The organism is Flavobacterium sp. 28YEA47A, assembly GCF_041262125.1.
Taxonomy (GTDB): Bacteria; Bacteroidota; Bacteroidia; order Flavobacteriales; family Flavobacteriaceae; genus Flavobacterium.
On sequence record NZ_JBGCCI010000007.1, the window covers coordinates 77,940 to 97,142 of the forward strand.

Genomic DNA, 19,203 nt, shown 5'->3' on the forward strand with positions numbered 1-19,203 from the left:
GTAAAAAATCATTTTGCATTATATTGTGAAAGAAGGAGATAAGAAGAAATGTATTTGTAATGATTACGAGCCAATAAACTTTTATATCCCTTTTGAGTTTTTGTTGCTGCTTTGAGAAAATTTCCAATGTTATAAATAGGGCGGTTATAATTTGTATTGAACATAAAAACAATTGACCTATAAATCTCAGATAACAAGTCATATAGCATAAAATACAGATTAGTATTGCGAACTTATTTATTACTACTAGCTTCATCACTCTTTTTCTATGATTATAAAATGTAGAATAATTGTCATATAAATTGCCAGTGCCAGTGGCATAGCCCAAATCCATCCCCAATCCGTAGTATGCCATAATAAAAAAAACAGAATACAAAATAAAAAATAAGCTTGTAGGTGTCTGTTTTTGTAATGATTAACAAGAAGGCTTAATCCGATAGAAACTTGTAAAAAACCTGTGACAATTGTTGATATAAAAGCCAAAAAGAACATTCCGGGTTCAAATACTTCAAATGAGAGTATAACCAAAGGAAGACCTATGGCGAAACAATTAGTTTTTTGTAGAAAAGTCATAATTGATAATTTTTAAACTTTCAGAAAAAAATGAAACTTTTATTGAAATTTTTTTACTTCATGATTTTCATGACCAAACGGCCAATCCAGTTGTCTTTAAATTCGGTTACCTTGTCAATCATATTGTCTGCTTTTAATACGAAATCGTAGAGTTTGGAAGTCTGTTCAACAAAATGCTTTGTTTCTTTAGTCTCATTGCCTTTGATGGAAGAAACATCTTTTAAGACTCTTAATGCCGGTTTAATTTCTCTTTTGCTTCTTTCCTGTGCTATTTTAACAGCCAGTTCGTCTAAATCTTTTTCAGCTGTAAAGAACTCTTTTCTTTCGCCTGATTTGTATTCTTTATATACAATCCCCCAATCCATCAAGGCACGCAGGTTCATACTGGCATTCCCTCTGGAAATCAATAATTCTTCCATAATGTCTTCCATAGAGAGCGGTTCAGGAGAAACCATAAGCAACGCATGAATCTGTGCCATCGTTTTATTGATGCCCCATTGTGAGCCTAAAGCGCCCCATGTTTGGATGAATTTATTTTTTGCGTCTTTGAATTCCATACACCAAATGTATAAATTTATTTTTGAACTTTCAAAAATAATTGAAAATAAAAACGGTAAAAATAAAAAAGACCGTTAGTAGAAACTGACGGTCTTAATTTGTAATAAAAGTGAGGATTAATTTACTTCACGATTTAAATAAACCCAACCTGTTTTTTCTTTTCCATCTCTAAATGCGATATAATAGTAATAGGTTGCTGTAGGAAGCAGCTTGCCATCAGAACATTGACCGTGCCATTGGTTTACGTAATTGTTCATTTCGTAGACTTCTGTCCCATAACGATTAAAGATTTTGACTTTCAAGATGTCAAGTCCAGCTAAATTCCAGGTGTCGTTTTTATTATCGCCGTTTGGTGAAACTCCTTTTGGGATTACGCAATAGCTTTTTTCGACAGGGATTGATGTTGTAGTGGTACATCCTTCTTCATTGGTTACTACAACGGTATATACTCCCGATTCCAGACCGGTAATGTCCGTAGACTGTGTTGTAGCATGAAAACCATTTGGTCCTGTCCAGACATAGGTAGCGTTTGACTCATTGAAAGAATTGTCTATTGCGAAGGCAGTAAGCATATAATGGTCGTTTTCACACTTAGCTCGGGCTCCAACAGAAAAAGTGTCTGTATTTTCATCAATTTGTATATTTTTTGAGAAAGAACAATTGTTTAGGTTTACCAAAACACTGTACAATCCAGGCTCATTGATTTCAATTTCGGCAGAATTACCGCCAATTACTTGTCCATTTTCATTATGCCAAATATAACTAGCATCTAATTCCTGAAAATTGTCAGGAACTACTTTTACTATGCTTTCCTGCCCAAAACAGATTTTGGTGTCTTGCTGCGCAAAATGGAATTCTGGTTGTGGTGTTACGACAAGCTCAAATGATAGAGGTTCTGAAGGACAATTGACCAGATTGGTTGTAACGGTATAAGTTCCGGACATTCCAACTGTCGCATTTGGAAATACGGGATTGATGCCTGTAGCCGTAAATCCGTTTGGTCCTGACCAAGTATAATGGTATAGTAGGTTTGGATTTTGGATGCTGACGTTTATTGGCGAGCCTTCACAAACCGGGCCAATAGGGTTAATGATAGGAGGTAATACAACATTGTAAAAATGGATAGAAACTATGGCTTCGTCTTCTACGCCGCAAAATCCTCTTACAAAATATCTGAAATAATAAGTTGAGCCTTGCTGGGCGCCGGTAGTATTCCAAACATTTGCAGAAAGAGTGCCTGTAGATGAGATTTGTTCCCAAGTCCCATTTTGGTCTGCATTGCCTAACAGATAGTCAAATAAATTGATTGAAGAAGGAATTGAGCAAAGATTTGCATCGTTGTCATTTCCTGCATTTGGTGGGGTTCCTGCGTTGATTTCATAGTTTAAGATTTGATTCAGGCAGGAGTCCGGTTCTGCAGGATACGAAATGGCTACGTGATACATACCAGATTGTGTGTTGACATTTAGAGGCGCAAAATTTAAAGTAGAACTTGTGCCCAATGTAACATTTTCGGCTCCCTGTTTATACCATCTGTATTGCAGGTAAGAAAAATTAGGAACAGAAAGCGTACTGTTTTGTCCGTCACACAAGGTAGCGGCTATAGAAAACACGAATGGGGTGGTAACATCGTGGGTGTAGATGCTTGTGTTTTGACATTGGTCTTTTATTTCAAAAATATAAACAGCAGACTCCAGATCAGTAAATAATGGACTGCTGCCATTTGAAAAAATAAATGGCTGTCCGTTTTTTTCGATTATTCTGAAAGTGAAGTTTCCTTCGCCCACTACGTTTAACAAGACATCCGATAAGGTGCCGGAACATGAAAAATTCAATGCTCCTTTTATTTCAGGAAGTTTTCCTGTTTCAAATTCTTTTATAGTAAATATGCAAAAATTGTTGGCACCTACACTGTTATAGATGGATGAAGGAGTTATGATCCTAAATTTTCCCCCTATTGGAAAATTCAGGTTCCAAGTATTATTATTGATAACAGAGATTGAATTGTTAATGTTAGGAAGGGAATTTTCAGTATAGACAACATTTGTATTAGGATGGCCCCATTGGCCTGTTGCCGGATTGAACTTCTGTAGCCAGTATCCGAGGTTTAAAATTGAGCCGTTATTATTTGTATGGTTAAATCGGAGATTAAAAGAAGAACATCCTTCTACAATTTCAAAAGTCGTGTTACCTATATATTCCTTGATTTGTAAAGTTAAGGTATATTCTGCATTACAAGAATCTTTTATCTTGATACGATAGGTTCCAATTGGTAGCGAACTCATCATGAAGTAGGCCCCCCTGATGTTGACAGAAACATTCATCGGGCCGGTATAACTGCTAGGCACAGATACAAATTCGGCACTTAGTATCTGGACATCAGGTGCGCCTCCTATATAAACAGAACCAAATCCGGGTTCGCATCCGCCTAAATAATTGACTCTTGGCGCACCTGACCCACCAACTGGTACAGTAACCGGTTTTGTATAAGTATTTCCGCATTCGTCTACTATAGTTATAGAATATAGTCCAGGGACAAGGATATTGGAGATGATTATACCTCCATCACTTTGTATGTAGGAACTGGCATTATAGGGAGTGGGGAAAGCAAAGTTAGAAGGTGCTGTGTTTATGGTGGCAGAAACGATATCAGAGCCTAGAATTTCACCAAAAATAACACCAGATGCACCACAGGATCCTGTAACTGTAAATTTAGCATCGGTTTCATGATCAATTGTCACATTGTCTGTAGCCGTTCTTCCGCACGCATCAGTTACTTTTACTGTATAAGAACCTTCCGGAAGTATATTGGTAATATTCCCAAAAATCGGATCAGAATAATAAATAGGATGTGTGGGATTGTAAACAGAAGGATTGAATCCGGCTGGCGCAGAAAGAAACTCTACAGTTATTGGATAGGTAAAGTTTGATGTTTGAACCATAAAGGATTGTATACCGCATCTTAACGTTTGCCGTTCCAGTAATATTGAAAATATTGTATTCATAGGGGTGATATCTTGCCGGAATACTTTGCCACAACTATCTGTAACTACTAAACTATAGCTGTAAGGAGCATTGTAAAATGGGAGCTCTATGGTATTTTGGGGGCTATTTACTATGAAGGTCTTTGTAATAGGAGCGCCGCCCCCTGGAGGATAAATAGTAAATACAAAAGTTAGCGGATAGCTTACTGTTGCTCCTGCTATTGCCTCTACAGTATAAGAAGCTTCAATCGTATTACAATTAATCAATTCAGAATGAGGTATCGTACCAATGGAAATTTGTAGATTGCTAGGGATTTCTTCGAGAGTTACTAAAGTATAGGATCTGGATACTGCATTGCCACAGGAATCATAAACTTTAATCAGGTAGTTTCCTGCCACAAGATCGGTGAAAATGTTGGAAGTTTGCCGGGGTTTTATTATGGGCCCTGAAATGATTTCATATCCTATAGGATTGCCGCTGGTGACATTCACAATTATATTTCTATTGAGGCTGCAAGCAATATCACTAAAAGTCATATTAAATTCTAAAAAAGAAGCTGTACTATTAATGACATAATCTTTTTGCTTCTGATTATTTTCAGTGCCTAAAGTTTGTGTAGCAATGACCCTGTAAGTGCCTCCTGTAAGTCCCGACAAGGAATTAGTAGAGACTGTAGCATAAGGAGTCGCGACATTGGGAAGCTTGTAAATCGTATAGATGATATTAGCATTTGGATGGGTTCCGGATACTGTAAAAGATAAAGTTCCGTTCCTGTTACAAGTTTCATCGGTTCCGGTAACGGTAAGGGTGAAATCCGGCAGCTGTCCGTAAGAGCTGATTGCGTTTAAAGAAAAAATTAATGCAAATATAAAATTCAGGTAAAGTTTTTTCATAAGCAAATCGTTAAGGGAGATTTCAAATATATAAAAAACTGTAAGAAAAATTACGGATATCCATACAAGTAAAATCAAAAAAAACAAATAAAAAAAGGGATTACCTTATTTTGCAGGCAATCCCAAGTGTTTTTAAATCAAATAATTGTGTGTTAAAGTAGCCCGGCTCTTTTTAGCAAGGCATCTGGCTTAGGTTCGCTTCCTCTGAATCTTTTATATAAGACCATTGGATGCTCTGTACCGCCTTTTGACAGTATATTTTCTTTGAATTTTGTAGCAATTTCAGAATTGAATATTCCATGTTCTTTAAAATATTCGAAAGCATCGGCATCAAGGACCTCAGCCCATTTATAGCTATAATATCCCGATGAATAACCACCTTGGAAGATGTGTGAAAAGGAAGTACTCATAGCATTTTCCTTCACATCCGGATAAAGTTTGGTTGAGGCAAACTGAATGTTTTCAAATTCTTTTACATCTTTGATAGGTGTCGGGTCCTGTCCATGCCATCCCATATCCAGCAAACCAAAACTCAATTGTCTTAAAGTAGCCATACCTTCCTGGAAGCTGGCACTTTCTTTTATCTTTTGTATATATTCCGTAGGGATGATTTCACCGGTTTGGTAATGGTGTGCAAACAGCGCCAGGGCTTCCGGTTCATAACACCAGTTTTCAAATATCTGGCTTGGCAATTCAACAAAATCCCAATATACGCTGGTTCCCGAAAGGCTTGGATATATAGTGTCTGCCAACATTCCGTGTAAGGCATGCCCAAATTCGTGAAATAATGTGGTTACTTCATTAAAAGTAAGTAGCGAAGGTTTGGTTTCTGTCGGTTTTGTAAAGTTGCAGACAATAGAAACATGCGGTCTTTCATTACTACCTCCTAAAACATATTGGGATTTGAATGAAGTCATCCATGCGCCGTTTCTTTTTCCTTTTCTAGGGAAAAAGTCAGCATAGAAAATGGAAACAAGATTGCCTGTAATGTCTTTTACCTCATAGGTTTTTACATCGGGATGATATTTTTCAATATCATTTATTTCTATGAAAGTCAGTCCGTATAATTTTCCGGCAACGGTAAAGGCTCCTTCCAATACGTTTTCCAGTTTGAAATAGGGTTTTAGTTTTTCGTCATCCAGATTGAACAATTGCTGTTTAAGTTTTTCGGAATAGTAAGCTCCGTCCCATTTTTCAAGTTGCTCAATACCGTCCAGTTTTTTAGCAAATTCTGTTAACTGGCTGAATTCTTTTTCAGCTGCCGGACGTGCTTTTGCCAATAGGTCATTAAGAAAAGAGTTGACTTTTTCAGGACTTTCAGCCATTCTTTCTTCCAATACAAAATGGGCATGTGAGGCATAGCCTAAAAGTTTGGCTCTTTCAAATCGGAGCTTGGCAATTTGAAGTACGATTTCCTGATTGTCGTGTTCGTTTTTCTGAAAACCTTTTGCACCAAACGCAATTGCCATTTTTTTGCGGAGTTCCCTATTGTCAGCATACGTCATAAAAGGAACATAACTCGGATAGTCTAGTGAAAAAATCCAGCCTTCTTTTTCGTGGCTTTGCGCCAATTCTTTTGCAGCTTCAATGGTTCCTTCCGGTAATCCGGAAAGGTCTTTTTTATCTGTAATATGGAGTTCAAAAGCGTGTGTTTCTGACAGTACGTTTTCGCCAAACTCTAAACTGAGTTTTGAAAGTTCCTTGTCGATTTCACGCAGTTCATTTTTTTTGTCTTCTGATAAATTAGCTCCGTTTCTGGAAAAGCTTTTGTATTGTTTGTCTAGCAAAGTTGCCTGTTCAGCCGTTAGTGAGAGGCTGTCTTTTTTATCGTAAACCGCTTTTACCTTTTTAAACAAGTCAGCATTGAGGCGAATGTCGTTTCCAAATTCGGATAACAAAGGAGAAACTTCCTGTGCTATTTTTTGTATTTCGTCGTTTGTCTCGGCTGAATGCAGATTGAAGAAAATATTAGAAATTCTGTCCAAAGTAGCCCCGCTAAAAGCCATCGCTTCTATTGTATTTTCAAATGTTGGAGTTTCAGGATTATTGACTATTTCGTCTACTTCTTGTTTTGCACTGGCAATCGCTTCTTTGAATGCCGGAAGGAAATCCTCATTCTTGATTTGAGAAAAAGGTGCGGTATCGTATTTTGTTGTAAATTTTTTAGTAAGAACTGACATATCAGGGTCTTTTTAAATATTCTGTAAATAGAAAATAAGTTTCAGGCAAGGGAAAGCTATTCCGGCATGCTGTTTCCAAAAGTATAAAATTGGAAAGTAAATACCTATGGCGTTATGAAAACGTTGAGGTTTAAAATAAAAAACCAAGCCTGTATGGGCTTGGTCTCTACTATTTTTATAAGAAATTATTTTTTTAGATTTTCAGACGCCTTAAGCACAGCTTGTTTCAAACCTTCTTTATAGGCGATAATTTTATCCAAAACGGCCTTATCGCTACTTCCAATAATCTGTGCAGCTAAGATTCCTGCGTTTTTAGCGCCATTTAAAGCAACTGTTGCAACCGGAACACCACCAGGCATTTGAAGAATGGAAAGTACGCTGTCCCAACCATCAATAGAGTTGCTTGATTTTACGGGAACACCAATTACTGGAAGTGGAGACATAGAAGCTACCATTCCAGGTAGGTGTGCTGCGCCTCCAGCTCCGGCAACAATCGCAGCAATGCCACGGGTATGTGCATTTTTGCTAAAGTCGAATAGCTTTTCCGGTGTGCGGTGAGCTGAAACGATGTCTACTTCAGTTTCAATTCCAAATTCTTTAAGTATGTCGATGGCTTCCTGCATGACCGGCATGTCGGAAATTGAGCCCATTATGATTGCAATTTTCATAGGTATAAGGTATAATTAAGCGGCAGCTTATGAATTGCTGATTACTCGTATTAGTTTTTTTACTTCTTCTGCTGTTTTTCTGGCTTTGGCAATGTCTTTATTTACGATGGTAACATGGCCCATTTTTCTGAATGGTCTTGTTTCGCGCTTTCCGTAAATATGAGGTGTTACACCATCAATAGCTAATATTTCTTCGATGTTTTTGTAAACTACCTGACCTGAGTGGCCTTCTTCGCCCACAAGGTTAACCATAATGCCGGCTACTTTGCTTTCTGTATTGCCCAAAGGAAGGTCGAGAATAGCACGCAGATGGTTTTCAAACTGTGATGTATAACTGGCTTCGATACTGTAATGACCTGAATTATGCGGTCTGGGTGCTACCTCATTGACTAAAATTTCGTCATTTTCTGTCTGGAACATTTCAACAGCAAGTAATCCGACATGTTCAAAGGCTTCAGAAACTTTCAATGCTATTTCTCTTGCTTTTGCAGCTACGTTGTCATCAATACGAGCCGGACAGATAACATATTCTACCTGATTGGCTTCGGGATGAAATTCCATTTCAACCACCGGATAGGTCTTGATTTCGCCTTTAGGATTTCGCACGACGATTACAGCCAGTTCATTTTTAAAAGGAATCATTTCCTCAGCAATACATTCTACATTAGGCAGGTTTGCCAAATCAGATGTAGAGCGTACTATTTTGACACCATTCCCGTCATAACCAAATTCGGCACTTTTCCATACGAAAGGTAAAGAAAGGTTATTGTTTTCAAGACTATTTTTTAATTCTTCCAGAGTCTGGAATCTTTGAAAAGGAGCGGTCGGGATATTGTGGGTTTTATAAAAATCTTTCTGTCTTCCTTTGTTCTGGATGTTTCGAAGCGTTTTTGGTGAAGGATACACTTTTATACCTTCCTGTTCCAGTTTTTCAAGAGCTTCAAGATTCACCAGTTCTATTTCAAAAGTCAGAACATCGGTTTTTTTGCCAAATTCATACACCGTATCATAATCCATAAGGTCACCCTGGTAGAATTTGTTGCAGCCCATTCGGCTTGGAGCTTCTTCGCTTGGGTCTAAGACATAAGTCTGTATATCAAATTTTCGGGTATCGGCCAGAAGCATTTTGCCAAGCTGTCCTCCGCCTAGTATTCCGAGCTTAAAATCGGATGAGAAGTAATTCATTGTTGTGTTGTTGTTTGCTGCAAAGATAAGCATTCTTTAGAATGATGAATTATCCTGTTTTAGATTTAAATACTTTCTTGGAAGAAGAGAGTTGTTGAAGCAAAAAACACAATGTGACTGAGGGTAATTTTTTTCTGTGATTAAATAAAAGGCGGTGTTATCTGGTATTTATAAGAAAACAAGACGAGTCCTACTTTTGATTTGATGCCAAACCTTTCAAAGAGAGCTGTACGATAGGATTCGATAGATTTTACAGATAATCCCATACTGTCTGCCATCTGGTCATACGTCAGTTCTCTTTCATCACAAACCAATTTCAGAAACTCCAATTCTCTTTCAGACAATACAATTTGGTTTTTAGCATCTTTGTCGGGTGATGTTTCATAGTTTCTCATACGCTTCAGTATTTCAGAAACGTTGTTGTAGCCTATTTTTACGATATTGTCAATGGCAAATTTGAGATCATGGGCGGTACAGTTTTTATGAAGAAATCCTCTTGCTCCATGATGGTAGGCTGCATCGATAATCTGCTCGTCAAAATGTTGTGTAAGTAGCAATACCTTATATTCGCCCTCTATTTCTTCCAATGCTTTCAGCACTTCGATTCCGTTCATTCCCGGCATGGAATAATCTAAGATAAACAGATTTGGCTGATTTTCCAAAGGCAGTGATGCTAAGAAATCAACACCGTTGTCAAATTCTACAGTTACGGCAAAATTGCTTATTTTTTGCAAGAGCTCTTTTAGTCCCTGTCTTACAATTTTATGGTCGTCAATAATACCAATCGTAATTTTTTCCATGTTTAGGGGAGTTTGTTTTCTGAAAGCCTGATTTTTGTTCCTTTTTCATTTTCTGACCAGATCGTCACAGAATAATCAATAATGGCAGCCCGGTTGATTATGTTCTGCAATCCCATTGTGTCAGTACTATTTTTGATTTTTTCATAGTCAAATCCTTTTCCATTATCAGAAATGGCCATTTCAAAGCTGGGACTGGCTCTCAGCCGTATTTCAATAAGACTGGCTTTGGAATGTTTGAAGCAGTTGTTCATGATTTCCTGAAAAATTCTATAAATGACGATTTTCTCGTTTGTTGAGAATATCCGTTTGTCTTTTCCTTTGAGTTCAAAATGGATAGGGATTGAACTTTTTTGCAGGCGTATGATTTCAGATTCTATGGCTTTTACCAGGTCTTGCTGCATAAGCATCTGGTTGTTTAAGGAATGGCTGATGCTTCGTATGGATTGCGAAAGATTACCAACTGATTGTGACAATGGTTGCAAAGTCTGGTTCAGTTCTGGCGAATCGAATTTCAGGTTTTCAATCTGGAAGTTGATATAAGTAAGCTGTTGTCCGGCATCATCATGAAGATCCTGAGAAATGTTCTGTAATACTTGTTCTTGCGTTTCAAGAATTGTTTGGTTTACTGTTTTCTGAAAATCGATATCCTTTTGGTAGATGACTTCCGTGTAATTTTTGATTTTGCGGATGTATAGTTTTATTAATACCGCGCAAAATAGAATCAGCAGGCTGATAAAAAGCAACCCGATAATAATTCCGAAGGCTACATCATTTAACATTTCTCAGCTTTTTTTCACTATAAATATAAAGGTTTATGAGCGAATAATAGGTTATGTTTACAAAATAACTGATGAGATCATAGAGCTTAAAGTGGCCTAAAATCATTATCTTATGAATATTTTTATTATTAAATCCAAATAAAAGACTGAATCCTGCAAAAAATAATACGGGCGATAACATCAGTATGAAATTATTTGATAAAAAATAGTTTAAGTTTTCCTTTTTTAATTCTGAGGAGCAATTGTAGATAAACAATATTAAATATAAAAAGGCGCCTATTACAAAAGAATAAGAGTTGAATTCTTTGGTTCCGTTTAAAAGGAAAAGATTATATAGGGTAAAACTTAGGAAAAAGGCTATTGCGACTAAGAGTAAAGACTTTTTTATGGAAGAAACATGATATAGGATTAAAAACCAAAGTATGTTATTGATAACTATAAAAATAGAACTATTTAGATGAAATCGAATCTCGTTGTATTTAAGTACAGCAGAGATGGATTCATTTATTACGCTTAAAAGCAGTATGATGAATAAGATGACATGAGCCTTTTTGCCTTTATCATAGTTCAAGACTAACATTATAAAAGTAAAAAGAATATAAATTCTTATTGGAGTTAGTAGTTCAAAAAAGCTCACGTTTTTCTCATTTATTAGTTGTTATAGATATTGTTCTTGCTTTTGTGATGCTTACTTTTTTGGGAGTATTCTTGTTTTTTTTGCAGGATCATCACTAATATCATAATGAAAGTAACCTCCAGATGTATCTTTCACTTTAAAAATAATTCTTTCCTTATTCACAATTCCTTTCTTCTCTTTATATCCTACTATTGCTTCTGTTACATAAATTGTCTGGATGTTTTTATGTTCTTTTTTTATTCCTTCAAACAATGGGATTGAATATGTAGCTTCTGTTGTTGAAAAAGGAGTTTTTCTTAAACTCGCTTTATTGTTTATAGTGTCAATATCAAAAGCTATATAGGCATCATAACATTTGATTCCCTCTTTTTTAATAAAATCTTCTAAATCTTGCCATGGTAATTCATAGAGTTTGATGCCTGATGAATTCCTCAGATGTTGTCTTGCTAATTTTGTAAATATCGTATCTGGAATGGAATGAAAATCTTCAATACAACTATATAAATTATACTTGCATATTGCTTCGCCATATTCACTAAGCCAATTTGCTCGTTCTGAATAGTACATGGAGCTAAGAAATTTAATTATGGGGTCGTTTTTGCAGTCAGTTGAAACGACTGTCATAGTATTTCTTTCTTGAGTTTTTTGAACCGAGTTTTCAGAAGGTGTTTCTTTTTTTTTGCCTTCGCATCCAATCATTGCCAATGATAGGATTAAAAATAATGCTGTTTTTTTCATAATGTAAATATTGGAGGTTAATAATTAAGTTTGCTACAAAGTTTACTTTTCTATACTTCCAACTCAATAGGGTTTCCCCTATTTCTTTTAGGTTTTTCCCTATCCTTCAGCAAGCCTAGCTAAAATATCACTTTTTTCTTAATAATTTATTGTATTTAATGGAATTTCAGTGAGTTACGTAAAAACCTTGTTCAGGGTAGGGTTTTACCTATTGTCCTCTGTTTTTAAGCGGACTAGTTTTGAAAAACAAACCAGTACTAATGCAAAGTGCTTCAATTTGAGGCGCATGTGTTGAAGGACATAACTTAAAAACAGAAAAAATGAAAACAATAGCTAACCTTATAATCGTTCTTGTATGCTGGTGCAGTTATGCACAGGATACAGAAACACCTGAAGAAAAAGTGGCTAAAAAGGAACTGACCGATCTTTATGCAGACTTCTCTTATAAAAAAGGAATTCTTGATCTTGAAAGCAAAAAACTCCAAGATATGAACAATGCCAGGAAACCCTTAGCAGACATAGAGGCACAGTCAAAAAAAGAGCGGGGTATCAAAAAAGAATTAGATGGACTCTACAAACAATACAAAACTGTAAAAGCATATCATCTAAGAAAGGTAGCAGAAAATAAATTGGACAAGTGGTTTCCAAAACCTTCTAATTATATATTACTTGATGAGAATCAGACTGATGAAGCAAAATCAGCTGAGGAAAATGCGACTGCTGCAAAAGAGAATGATGAGACTGAAAAATCAGTATATATAATGTATGGCGATAAAAAAATTGCGGATGAAAGTATCTTCAAAAACAAGGAAGCAGAGACTGTTTTCAAAGAAATTTTGTCCGTTAAGAGTGAAACCTGTTTGGGCAATTTTGAAATCCCGGGCGATAACCAAAAGATACAACTCTATGATGTTGGCTATGATGCCCTTGTCAATCAATTTGTCTGTTTTAAGCAAGTAAAGTTTTCTATCAGAGATGGCAATATTTATGATATCAGGGTTACGGTAACAAATTCTGAAAAGACAAAAGAATACTACTTTGAGAACAGGGTACCTATTTCTATGCTTAATTATCCGAGAGAAGCCAAACGAAATTTTTTGTCACATCGAAGCACAATATTGATGGACAATTCCCTGACAGAAAAAGATGAAGTGAAAAACAGTTATATCCGTATTTCAGATGTGCTTACTTATTTGCCTAATCCGGGAAATAATTTTGTGCCTGACGATATAGAATATACGTTTCCAACCGGTCAAGAAGAGAAGGTTGACAATCCAAAACGTCGGCTTTATCTTTTAAACCAAGATACTAATTTGCAAAATGTGATGGAATTGAGGACTTATACTGATTTTTTAGGGTTGTTTGATGACACTCCAAATGGCATTATGCAAATTGAAGGCAAAGCTGACTTTTTTGTAGTTCCCTTCCAGGTAGGACGCTATCATCCTATGAATTTTTTCAAGAAAGTATCTCCGTATGTACATTATACCCGACTTGATGATGACCATAAAGGACTGACGCTGATTGATAATCCGTCCCAACCCGGCATGCAGATGATTCAACGTCCGCTTGAAGTTATTGAGAAGTCTTATCTGGACATGGGAGCCGTATTGGATCTTTTTAGTTTTTCCTTTATCAAAGAATCTCCGTTTAATATCAACCTGTATTATGCGCTTCGCTATCAGATTGCTACAATTGAACGAGAGAATGCGGACAATATTAATTTTAAGACTCTGGGCCATGCTGCCGGTGTACGCTTTGAGTTTAAAAGATTCAATAATTTCGGTTTTAATTTTTCTCCGGAATTTGCATATTATAATCATATGAATAAAATCGATTTTATGGAAAATCCTAAAAATATATGGGTTTTCAGAAATGAGGCGGAAATTTTTTACTATCCGGGAGCGTCAAAAAAACAGTCGATTTTTCTTCGGCTGAGAACCTTTATGGACGAGAGCGATAGCGAAGATTCTTTTTTTCAGTTACAGTTTGGCTATCGTTTTTCTATTGGATTGGGAAGTGTGAAAGGAAAAGGTTTGTAAATAGGTAGCCCTTGTTACAATGGCCCTATAAAACTGTTTTATGGGGTCATTGTTTTTTATGCCCGATTTTCTATTCGCTAAATCGCATCTCAAATAAAATATAATGCTTTATCCCAAATTCCTTGCCCCAACTTTCGATATCCTTGCCACTGCTTTCTACGGCACACCAGAATTTATTTCCTTGTTTGTCTTCATAAGGCAATATATAGGCAAAAGCATAAAAAGGCTTGCCGGATACAATTGGGAAATGAGAACCAAAATCTCTAAGACTGTAATCTTCAGACCGGGTGCTTTTGTATTCTTTTTGCACTTCGAAACGATCAAACATAAATTTTATTTTTAAAGCCTTATCTGATGATTTTCCCGCAATTACCCTAAGATTCAAACTGTCCTTTTCTATTTTTCCGATATAGCTGTTGGTTGATGAGTTAAAAACAGTGTCTGTTTTTTTGATTTTGCCATTCCAGATTTCCTTGGCAACGATATAATATTCTTTGTTTTTTAATGCAGCTCCTGTAAATTTTGTGGTATAATAGTCAATGTCTTCAAAGCGCATGATATCCGTCAGGATTTTGTTTTCGGAATAGATATCGCTTTTCATCTGTATTGCAGGAACTGCATTCTCTTGTGCTGCTACAGCAAGACACGAAAAAAAAAGATATAATCTTGCTAAACGGATGGCAGTAATCTTGAGGGCATCCTTTTTCATAATCAGGTTATTTAAAGATTAGGGTGCAAATGTAGTCTGGTACCGTATCTGTTGAGGTTAACCGCCATGAATAAGGGTTAATTAGTGTTAACGAAAACGGGAAGAGCACTTTTAAAATTTTATCTTTGACGTGTATGAAGAGAAAGATATTGTTGGCTTTTGCCCTGATGTCCTTTAGCGTTGCAGGAATTGCGGCTTTGCAGTTTTTTTACAGCTACATGACCTATGTTTCAGAGCGTAGGCAGTTCGAAAGAAATTGCAATGAAGCTCTTGACGAAGCCGTAGATAGTTCTTTTGCCAAATACCGCCGGATTGTGACAGGTACGTTCAGAGCATGGCTTTATGATCCTTCTTTTGTTGAAATCACAGCCCGTTGGAATCCGGATGTAAAGGAAACCGTGTTTACCATAAAAGAAACAAAACCTTCGCTTGTTGGGCAGAGCCAGGTTAGTATGAGCATTGGCGATTTAAAGGAAAGATTCGATAGTATTACTCCCAGAAGTAAGGGCTTGCTTGTCAATCATATGGTGAGTCAGGTCGATTCAGAATTGAAAAAAGGATATGTGTGGTTTTATACACAAAAACTAGGCGATAGCCTTACAAAAATAGCGTATGATACGCCTATTGAAAAGGCACTGTTAAAAAAAGAATACAAAGTTGCCTTAGAAAAAAGAGGCATTACGCTTCCTTTTGTTTTCAATAGCAAAAGAGACGGACAGGCTTTTCAGACTAAAAAAGTAAACATCTCCCTAAGACGACCGCATAAGAAAGAAATGCTGCAGGCTTCTGTTGTCAATGCAGATTTGTTTTTGCTCGGACAACTAAAATGGGTATTGGCTGGCTCAGTACTATTATTGCTCATTACATTATTCTGCTTCTGGTATACGCTGAGATTGCTTCTTACGCAACAAAAACTCAATGCCATAAAAGATGATTTTATCAATAATATGACGCATGAGATAAATACACCGCTAACTTCTATCTTCATTACGGCAGAGTCGTTAAAAAAGTTTAGCCACGACAAGGAAGCTCAGGAAAATTATATAGATATTATACTCCACCAAAGCGGTAAACTTATGTTGCTTACGGATGAAATACTGACTTCGGCACGATTGGAAAGTTCCGAGATAGAACTTCATGATACTATAGCTATTGATATGCTGTTAAGGGAAATTGCTGCCGAGGAAGAGAACAGAGCTCAGGTTTCTGTAGTTTCAGATAGCGATATAATAATAAGAGGAAACAAAAAGCATTTGAATAGGGCGATAGCCAATCTGGTAGATAATGCTATCAAATATGACACATGTGCCAAACCGATTGTCGAAATTAAAAGTTTTATAGAAAACGGGAAATTAATAATTACTATTGCGGATAACGGGCCTGGAATTCCTGACGAGCATAAGGATGCAGTTTTCAGTCCTTTTTACCGGATTCCTTCGGGAAATATTCACAATGTCAAAGGATATGGCTTGGGATTGAGCTATGTCAAAAAAGTAATTTCAGTCCACAAAGGCTATATCGAGTTGAAAGACAATATCCCGAACGGAAGCCTCTTCCTTATAAAACTACCTTTATCATGAATCCTACCATACTTTTAGCAGAAGACGAACTATTTCTAGGCAAGGTAGTCAAAGAAAGTCTTGAAAAGCAAGATTATGTCGTTATGTTGGCTCCAGACGGTAAAAAAGCCTGGGAACTCTATAAAACCCACACGTTTTCGTTATGTATATTAGATGTCATGATGCCTTACAAGGACGGTTTTACGCTGGCATCGCAAATCAGGAATGACAATCCTCAAATACCTTTGATGTTTCTCACGGCAAAATCGGATATCAAAGATATTACGACAGCCTATAACAGTGGAGGAAATGATTACCTCAAAAAGCCATTCAGTCTGGATGAACTTTTCCTGAGAGTAAAGGAACTGTTGAGAAGGACATCGTCGGAAAGTGAAAAAAGTGATGAAGACTGGGTTGGTAATTATCTTTTTCTGTCCCAAAGGCAGGAACTAAAAATTAATGATACGATCATAAAACTTTCCCATAAAGAAGCACAACTGCTTGCTTTGTTATTGCAACACAAAAATCAAGTATTGGACAGAAAATTTACGCTATTGCGGCTTTGGGGAGATGATAATTTTTTCAATACCCGTACAATGGATGTCTACATTACAAAACTTCGAAGAAAGCTGGGAGAAGACAAAAACATCGAAATACTAAACATCAGAGGATTCGGATACAAGCTGATTTGTTGATACAGCTGTTTTTTACATTGAAAACCATCCAAAAAGAAACTAACTTTGACAAAAGCTAAAAACCAAAATTAAAAGACATGGAGTCAAAGACATCAGTACATATACCTGCTTTAAGCCTGAACTATCTAAAAATACTCAAGGAAAATAACAACAGGGAATGGTTTAATGAAAACAAGGAACTGTATTTGAAAGAGTATAATGATATTGAAAATTTTGCTGAGTTATTATTGCAGGAACTCCGAAGCCATGATGTGATTGAAACGGTTTCTGGTAAAAAGAGCCTGCATCGAATTTATAGAGATACCCGATTTTCAAAAGATAAAACGCCTTATAAAAACAATTGGAGCGGTGGTTTTAAAAGAGCGACTGCATTGCGCAGAGGGGGCTATTATTTTCATATTGAACCAGACAATAGTTTTATAGCGGGCGGCTTTTGGGCTCCTAATACTGAAGATATCAAGCGCATTCGCGAAGACATCAGTTTTGATCCGGAACCTTTAAGAAAAATCATAAATAGCAAATCTTTTATAGCGACTTTTGGTTCCTTGCAAGGAGAACAGTTAAAAAAAGCACCAAAAGGTTTTGATACTGCCGATGAAGCAATCGATTTATTGCGTTATAAGCAATTCCTGCTCGTTAGAAAGTTTACAGATGTTGAGGTTCTCAGTCCTTCTTTTTTGAAAGAGGCTGACCAGACTTTCAGGAATATGCGTCCTTTTTTTGATTATATGAGCGAAGTACTGACTACTGATGGAAATGGAGAACGACTGCCTGGATTGTTTTAATAAGCCAGAAATTGAGAAAGTTTTGGAAAGGCATTCTAATTAGAATCAAAAAATGAAAAGTATTTGCAAAGAAATCTAATCCAGAAATAATCCAGACTTTTTATTATATGTACCTGTCTCTATATAAGTAAAACGGATATTTATAAGAAGCAATAGGGTTAAAACACTAATAAAAATTGGCTTTATGCAGAACATTTCCTCTACATAAAGCCAATAATTGCTGTTATTTGCTTTTTAAAGTGTAGCCATATCAATAACGAATCGGTAACGGACATCGCCTTTCAGCATCCTGTCATAAGCATTTTGGATATTCTTGATATCTATCATTTCTATTTCTGAAACGATACCGTGCTCAGCACAATAATCAAGCATTTCCTGAGTTTCGGCAATACCTCCAATTCCAGATCCTGCTAAACTTTTTCTACCACCTAAAAGGCTAAAGGCAGCTACAGGCGACGGCTTGGATGGAACACCAACACAGATATGAGTACCATCAGTTTTTAATAAGGAAAGGTATAGGTTTAGGTCGTGTTCCGCAGAAACCGTATCCAATATAAAATCAAAAGAATTTCTGGCAGCAGCCAGTTGAGCTTCGTCTGTAGTAACTACAAAGTTATGGGCGCCTAGTTTTCGTGCATCCTGTTCTTTGCTTGGTGAAGTACTCAAAACGGTAACTTCTGCACCAAACGATACTCCAAATTTTACCGCCATATGACCCAGACCTCCTAAGCCCAAAACGGCTAGTTTGTGTCCTTTTCCTACTTTCCAATGTCTTAAAGGAGAATAAGTAGTTATTCCGGCACATAACAATGGTGCTACAGCTGCAAGATTAAGTTTGTCTGAAACATGAAGAACAAAATCTTCATTAACTACGATAGTGTTGGAATAGCCACCGTAAGTAGGTGTTTTTCCATCCTGTTCTAAACCATTGTAGGTTTGTGAGCTTCCTTTAAGGCAATACTGTTCCAAATCTTTTTGGCAATTTTCACATTCACGGCAGGAATCGACCATACATCCGGTTCCGGCAATATCGCCTACCTTAAATTTTTTGACATGTTCGCCCACTTTCACAACACGTCCTACAATTTCGTGTCCCGGTACCATTGGGAAAATTCCAGGAAACCAATCATCTTTAATCTGGTGGAGATCAGAGTGACAAACACCGCAATATTGTATGTCGAACTGTACATCATGAGGTCCTACTTCACGTCTTTCAAAGTTCCAGGGTGTTAAGGGACTTGTATTGTTTTGGGCAGCATATCCTTTAGTTGCTATCATTGTTTTTTGTTTTAAGAGATTAAAATTCTTACCTACTAAATTAGGAAAAAAAGCAATCCGATTTGTTAAGGCATTCTTAGCTTTTAAGTAGGAATGAAAAAAAAACCGCCAATGCAATATGCATTGGCGGTTTCGGGGA

15 protein-coding genes are annotated in these 19,203 nt (G+C 36.7%); 4 read left to right on the plus strand and 11 right to left on the minus strand.

Going from position 1 to position 19,203, the window contains the following annotated elements:
- Window positions 1–255: 255 nt before the first annotated feature.
- The 9 genes from ABH942_RS11395 to ABH942_RS11435 form a co-directional block, all read right to left on the minus strand.
- Window positions 256–573, minus strand: coding sequence for a hypothetical protein (locus tag ABH942_RS11395; protein ID WP_370032063.1), 318 nt, complete (start codon window positions 571–573; stop codon window positions 256–258).
- Between the two features lie 53 nt (window positions 574–626).
- Entirely contained in the window at window positions 627–1,130 is a 504-nt protein-coding gene (locus ABH942_RS11400) for a GbsR/MarR family transcriptional regulator (protein WP_140000561.1), read from the minus strand.
- A gap of 117 nt (window positions 1,131–1,247) precedes the next feature.
- Window positions 1,248–5,009 carry a gliding motility-associated C-terminal domain-containing protein gene (locus ABH942_RS11405; protein WP_370032065.1) on the minus strand — a complete coding sequence of 1,254 codons (3,762 nt, stop codon included), beginning with the start codon at window positions 5,007–5,009 and terminating at the stop codon, window positions 1,248–1,250.
- A 152-nt stretch (window positions 5,010–5,161) separates the two neighbouring features.
- Window positions 5,162–7,189, minus strand: a complete 2,028-nt coding sequence (locus tag ABH942_RS11410; RefSeq protein ID WP_370032066.1) for a M3 family metallopeptidase — start codon at window positions 7,187–7,189, stop codon at window positions 5,162–5,164.
- A gap of 185 nt (window positions 7,190–7,374) precedes the next feature.
- Window positions 7,375–7,857: a 5-(carboxyamino)imidazole ribonucleotide mutase gene (gene purE / locus ABH942_RS11415; protein ID WP_370032067.1), complete on the minus strand. Its 483-nt coding sequence runs from the start codon at window positions 7,855–7,857 to the stop codon at window positions 7,375–7,377.
- A 27-nt stretch (window positions 7,858–7,884) separates the two neighbouring features.
- On the minus strand, window positions 7,885–9,042 hold the full coding sequence (locus ABH942_RS11420; protein WP_370032069.1) for a 5-(carboxyamino)imidazole ribonucleotide synthase: 1,158 nt from the start codon (window positions 9,040–9,042) through the stop codon (window positions 7,885–7,887).
- A gap of 140 nt (window positions 9,043–9,182) precedes the next feature.
- Entirely contained in the window at window positions 9,183–9,842 is a 660-nt protein-coding gene (locus ABH942_RS11425) for a response regulator (RefSeq protein ID WP_370032071.1), read from the minus strand.
- Between the two features lie 2 nt (window positions 9,843–9,844).
- Window positions 9,845–10,621 carry a sensor histidine kinase gene (locus tag ABH942_RS11430; protein WP_370032073.1) on the minus strand — a complete coding sequence of 259 codons (777 nt, stop codon included), beginning with the start codon at window positions 10,619–10,621 and terminating at the stop codon, window positions 9,845–9,847.
- 688 nt (window positions 10,622–11,309) lie between these two features.
- Window positions 11,310–11,996, minus strand: coding sequence for a hypothetical protein (locus tag ABH942_RS11435; RefSeq protein ID WP_370032075.1), 687 nt, complete (start codon window positions 11,994–11,996; stop codon window positions 11,310–11,312).
- Between the two features lie 320 nt (window positions 11,997–12,316).
- On the opposite strand from ABH942_RS11435, the gene ABH942_RS11440 reads away from it, so the two are divergent.
- Window positions 12,317–14,038, plus strand: a complete 1,722-nt coding sequence (locus ABH942_RS11440; RefSeq protein WP_370032076.1) for a hypothetical protein — start codon at window positions 12,317–12,319, stop codon at window positions 14,036–14,038.
- Window positions 14,039–14,108: 70 nt separating this feature from the next.
- On the opposite strand, the gene ABH942_RS11445 is transcribed toward ABH942_RS11440, so the two are convergent.
- On the minus strand, window positions 14,109–14,747 hold the full coding sequence (locus tag ABH942_RS11445) for a hypothetical protein (protein ID WP_370032078.1): 639 nt from the start codon (window positions 14,745–14,747) through the stop codon (window positions 14,109–14,111).
- 134 nt (window positions 14,748–14,881) lie between these two features.
- Here ABH942_RS11445 and ABH942_RS11450 point away from each other — a divergent pair, with 134 nt between their 5' ends.
- From ABH942_RS11450 to ABH942_RS11460, 3 genes are all read left to right on the plus strand, one after another.
- Window positions 14,882–16,327, plus strand: coding sequence for a sensor histidine kinase (locus ABH942_RS11450; protein WP_370032080.1), 1,446 nt, complete (start codon window positions 14,882–14,884; stop codon window positions 16,325–16,327).
- On the plus strand, window positions 16,324–17,001 hold the full coding sequence (locus ABH942_RS11455; protein ID WP_370032081.1) for a response regulator transcription factor: 678 nt from the start codon (window positions 16,324–16,326) through the stop codon (window positions 16,999–17,001). Before ABH942_RS11450 ends, ABH942_RS11455 begins: the two co-directional genes overlap by 4 nt.
- 77 nt (window positions 17,002–17,078) lie before the next feature.
- Window positions 17,079–17,786 (plus strand): DUF2461 domain-containing protein, encoded by a 708-nt coding sequence (locus ABH942_RS11460; protein WP_370032083.1) that lies wholly within the window; start codon window positions 17,079–17,081, stop codon window positions 17,784–17,786.
- 234 nt (window positions 17,787–18,020) lie between these two features.
- Here ABH942_RS11460 and ABH942_RS11465 read toward each other — a convergent pair whose 3' ends face one another.
- Complete coding sequence (locus tag ABH942_RS11465; protein WP_370032084.1) at window positions 18,021–19,064, minus strand: NAD(P)-dependent alcohol dehydrogenase; 1,044 nt, start codon at window positions 19,062–19,064, stop codon at window positions 18,021–18,023.
- Window positions 19,065–19,203: the final 139 nt, after the last annotated feature.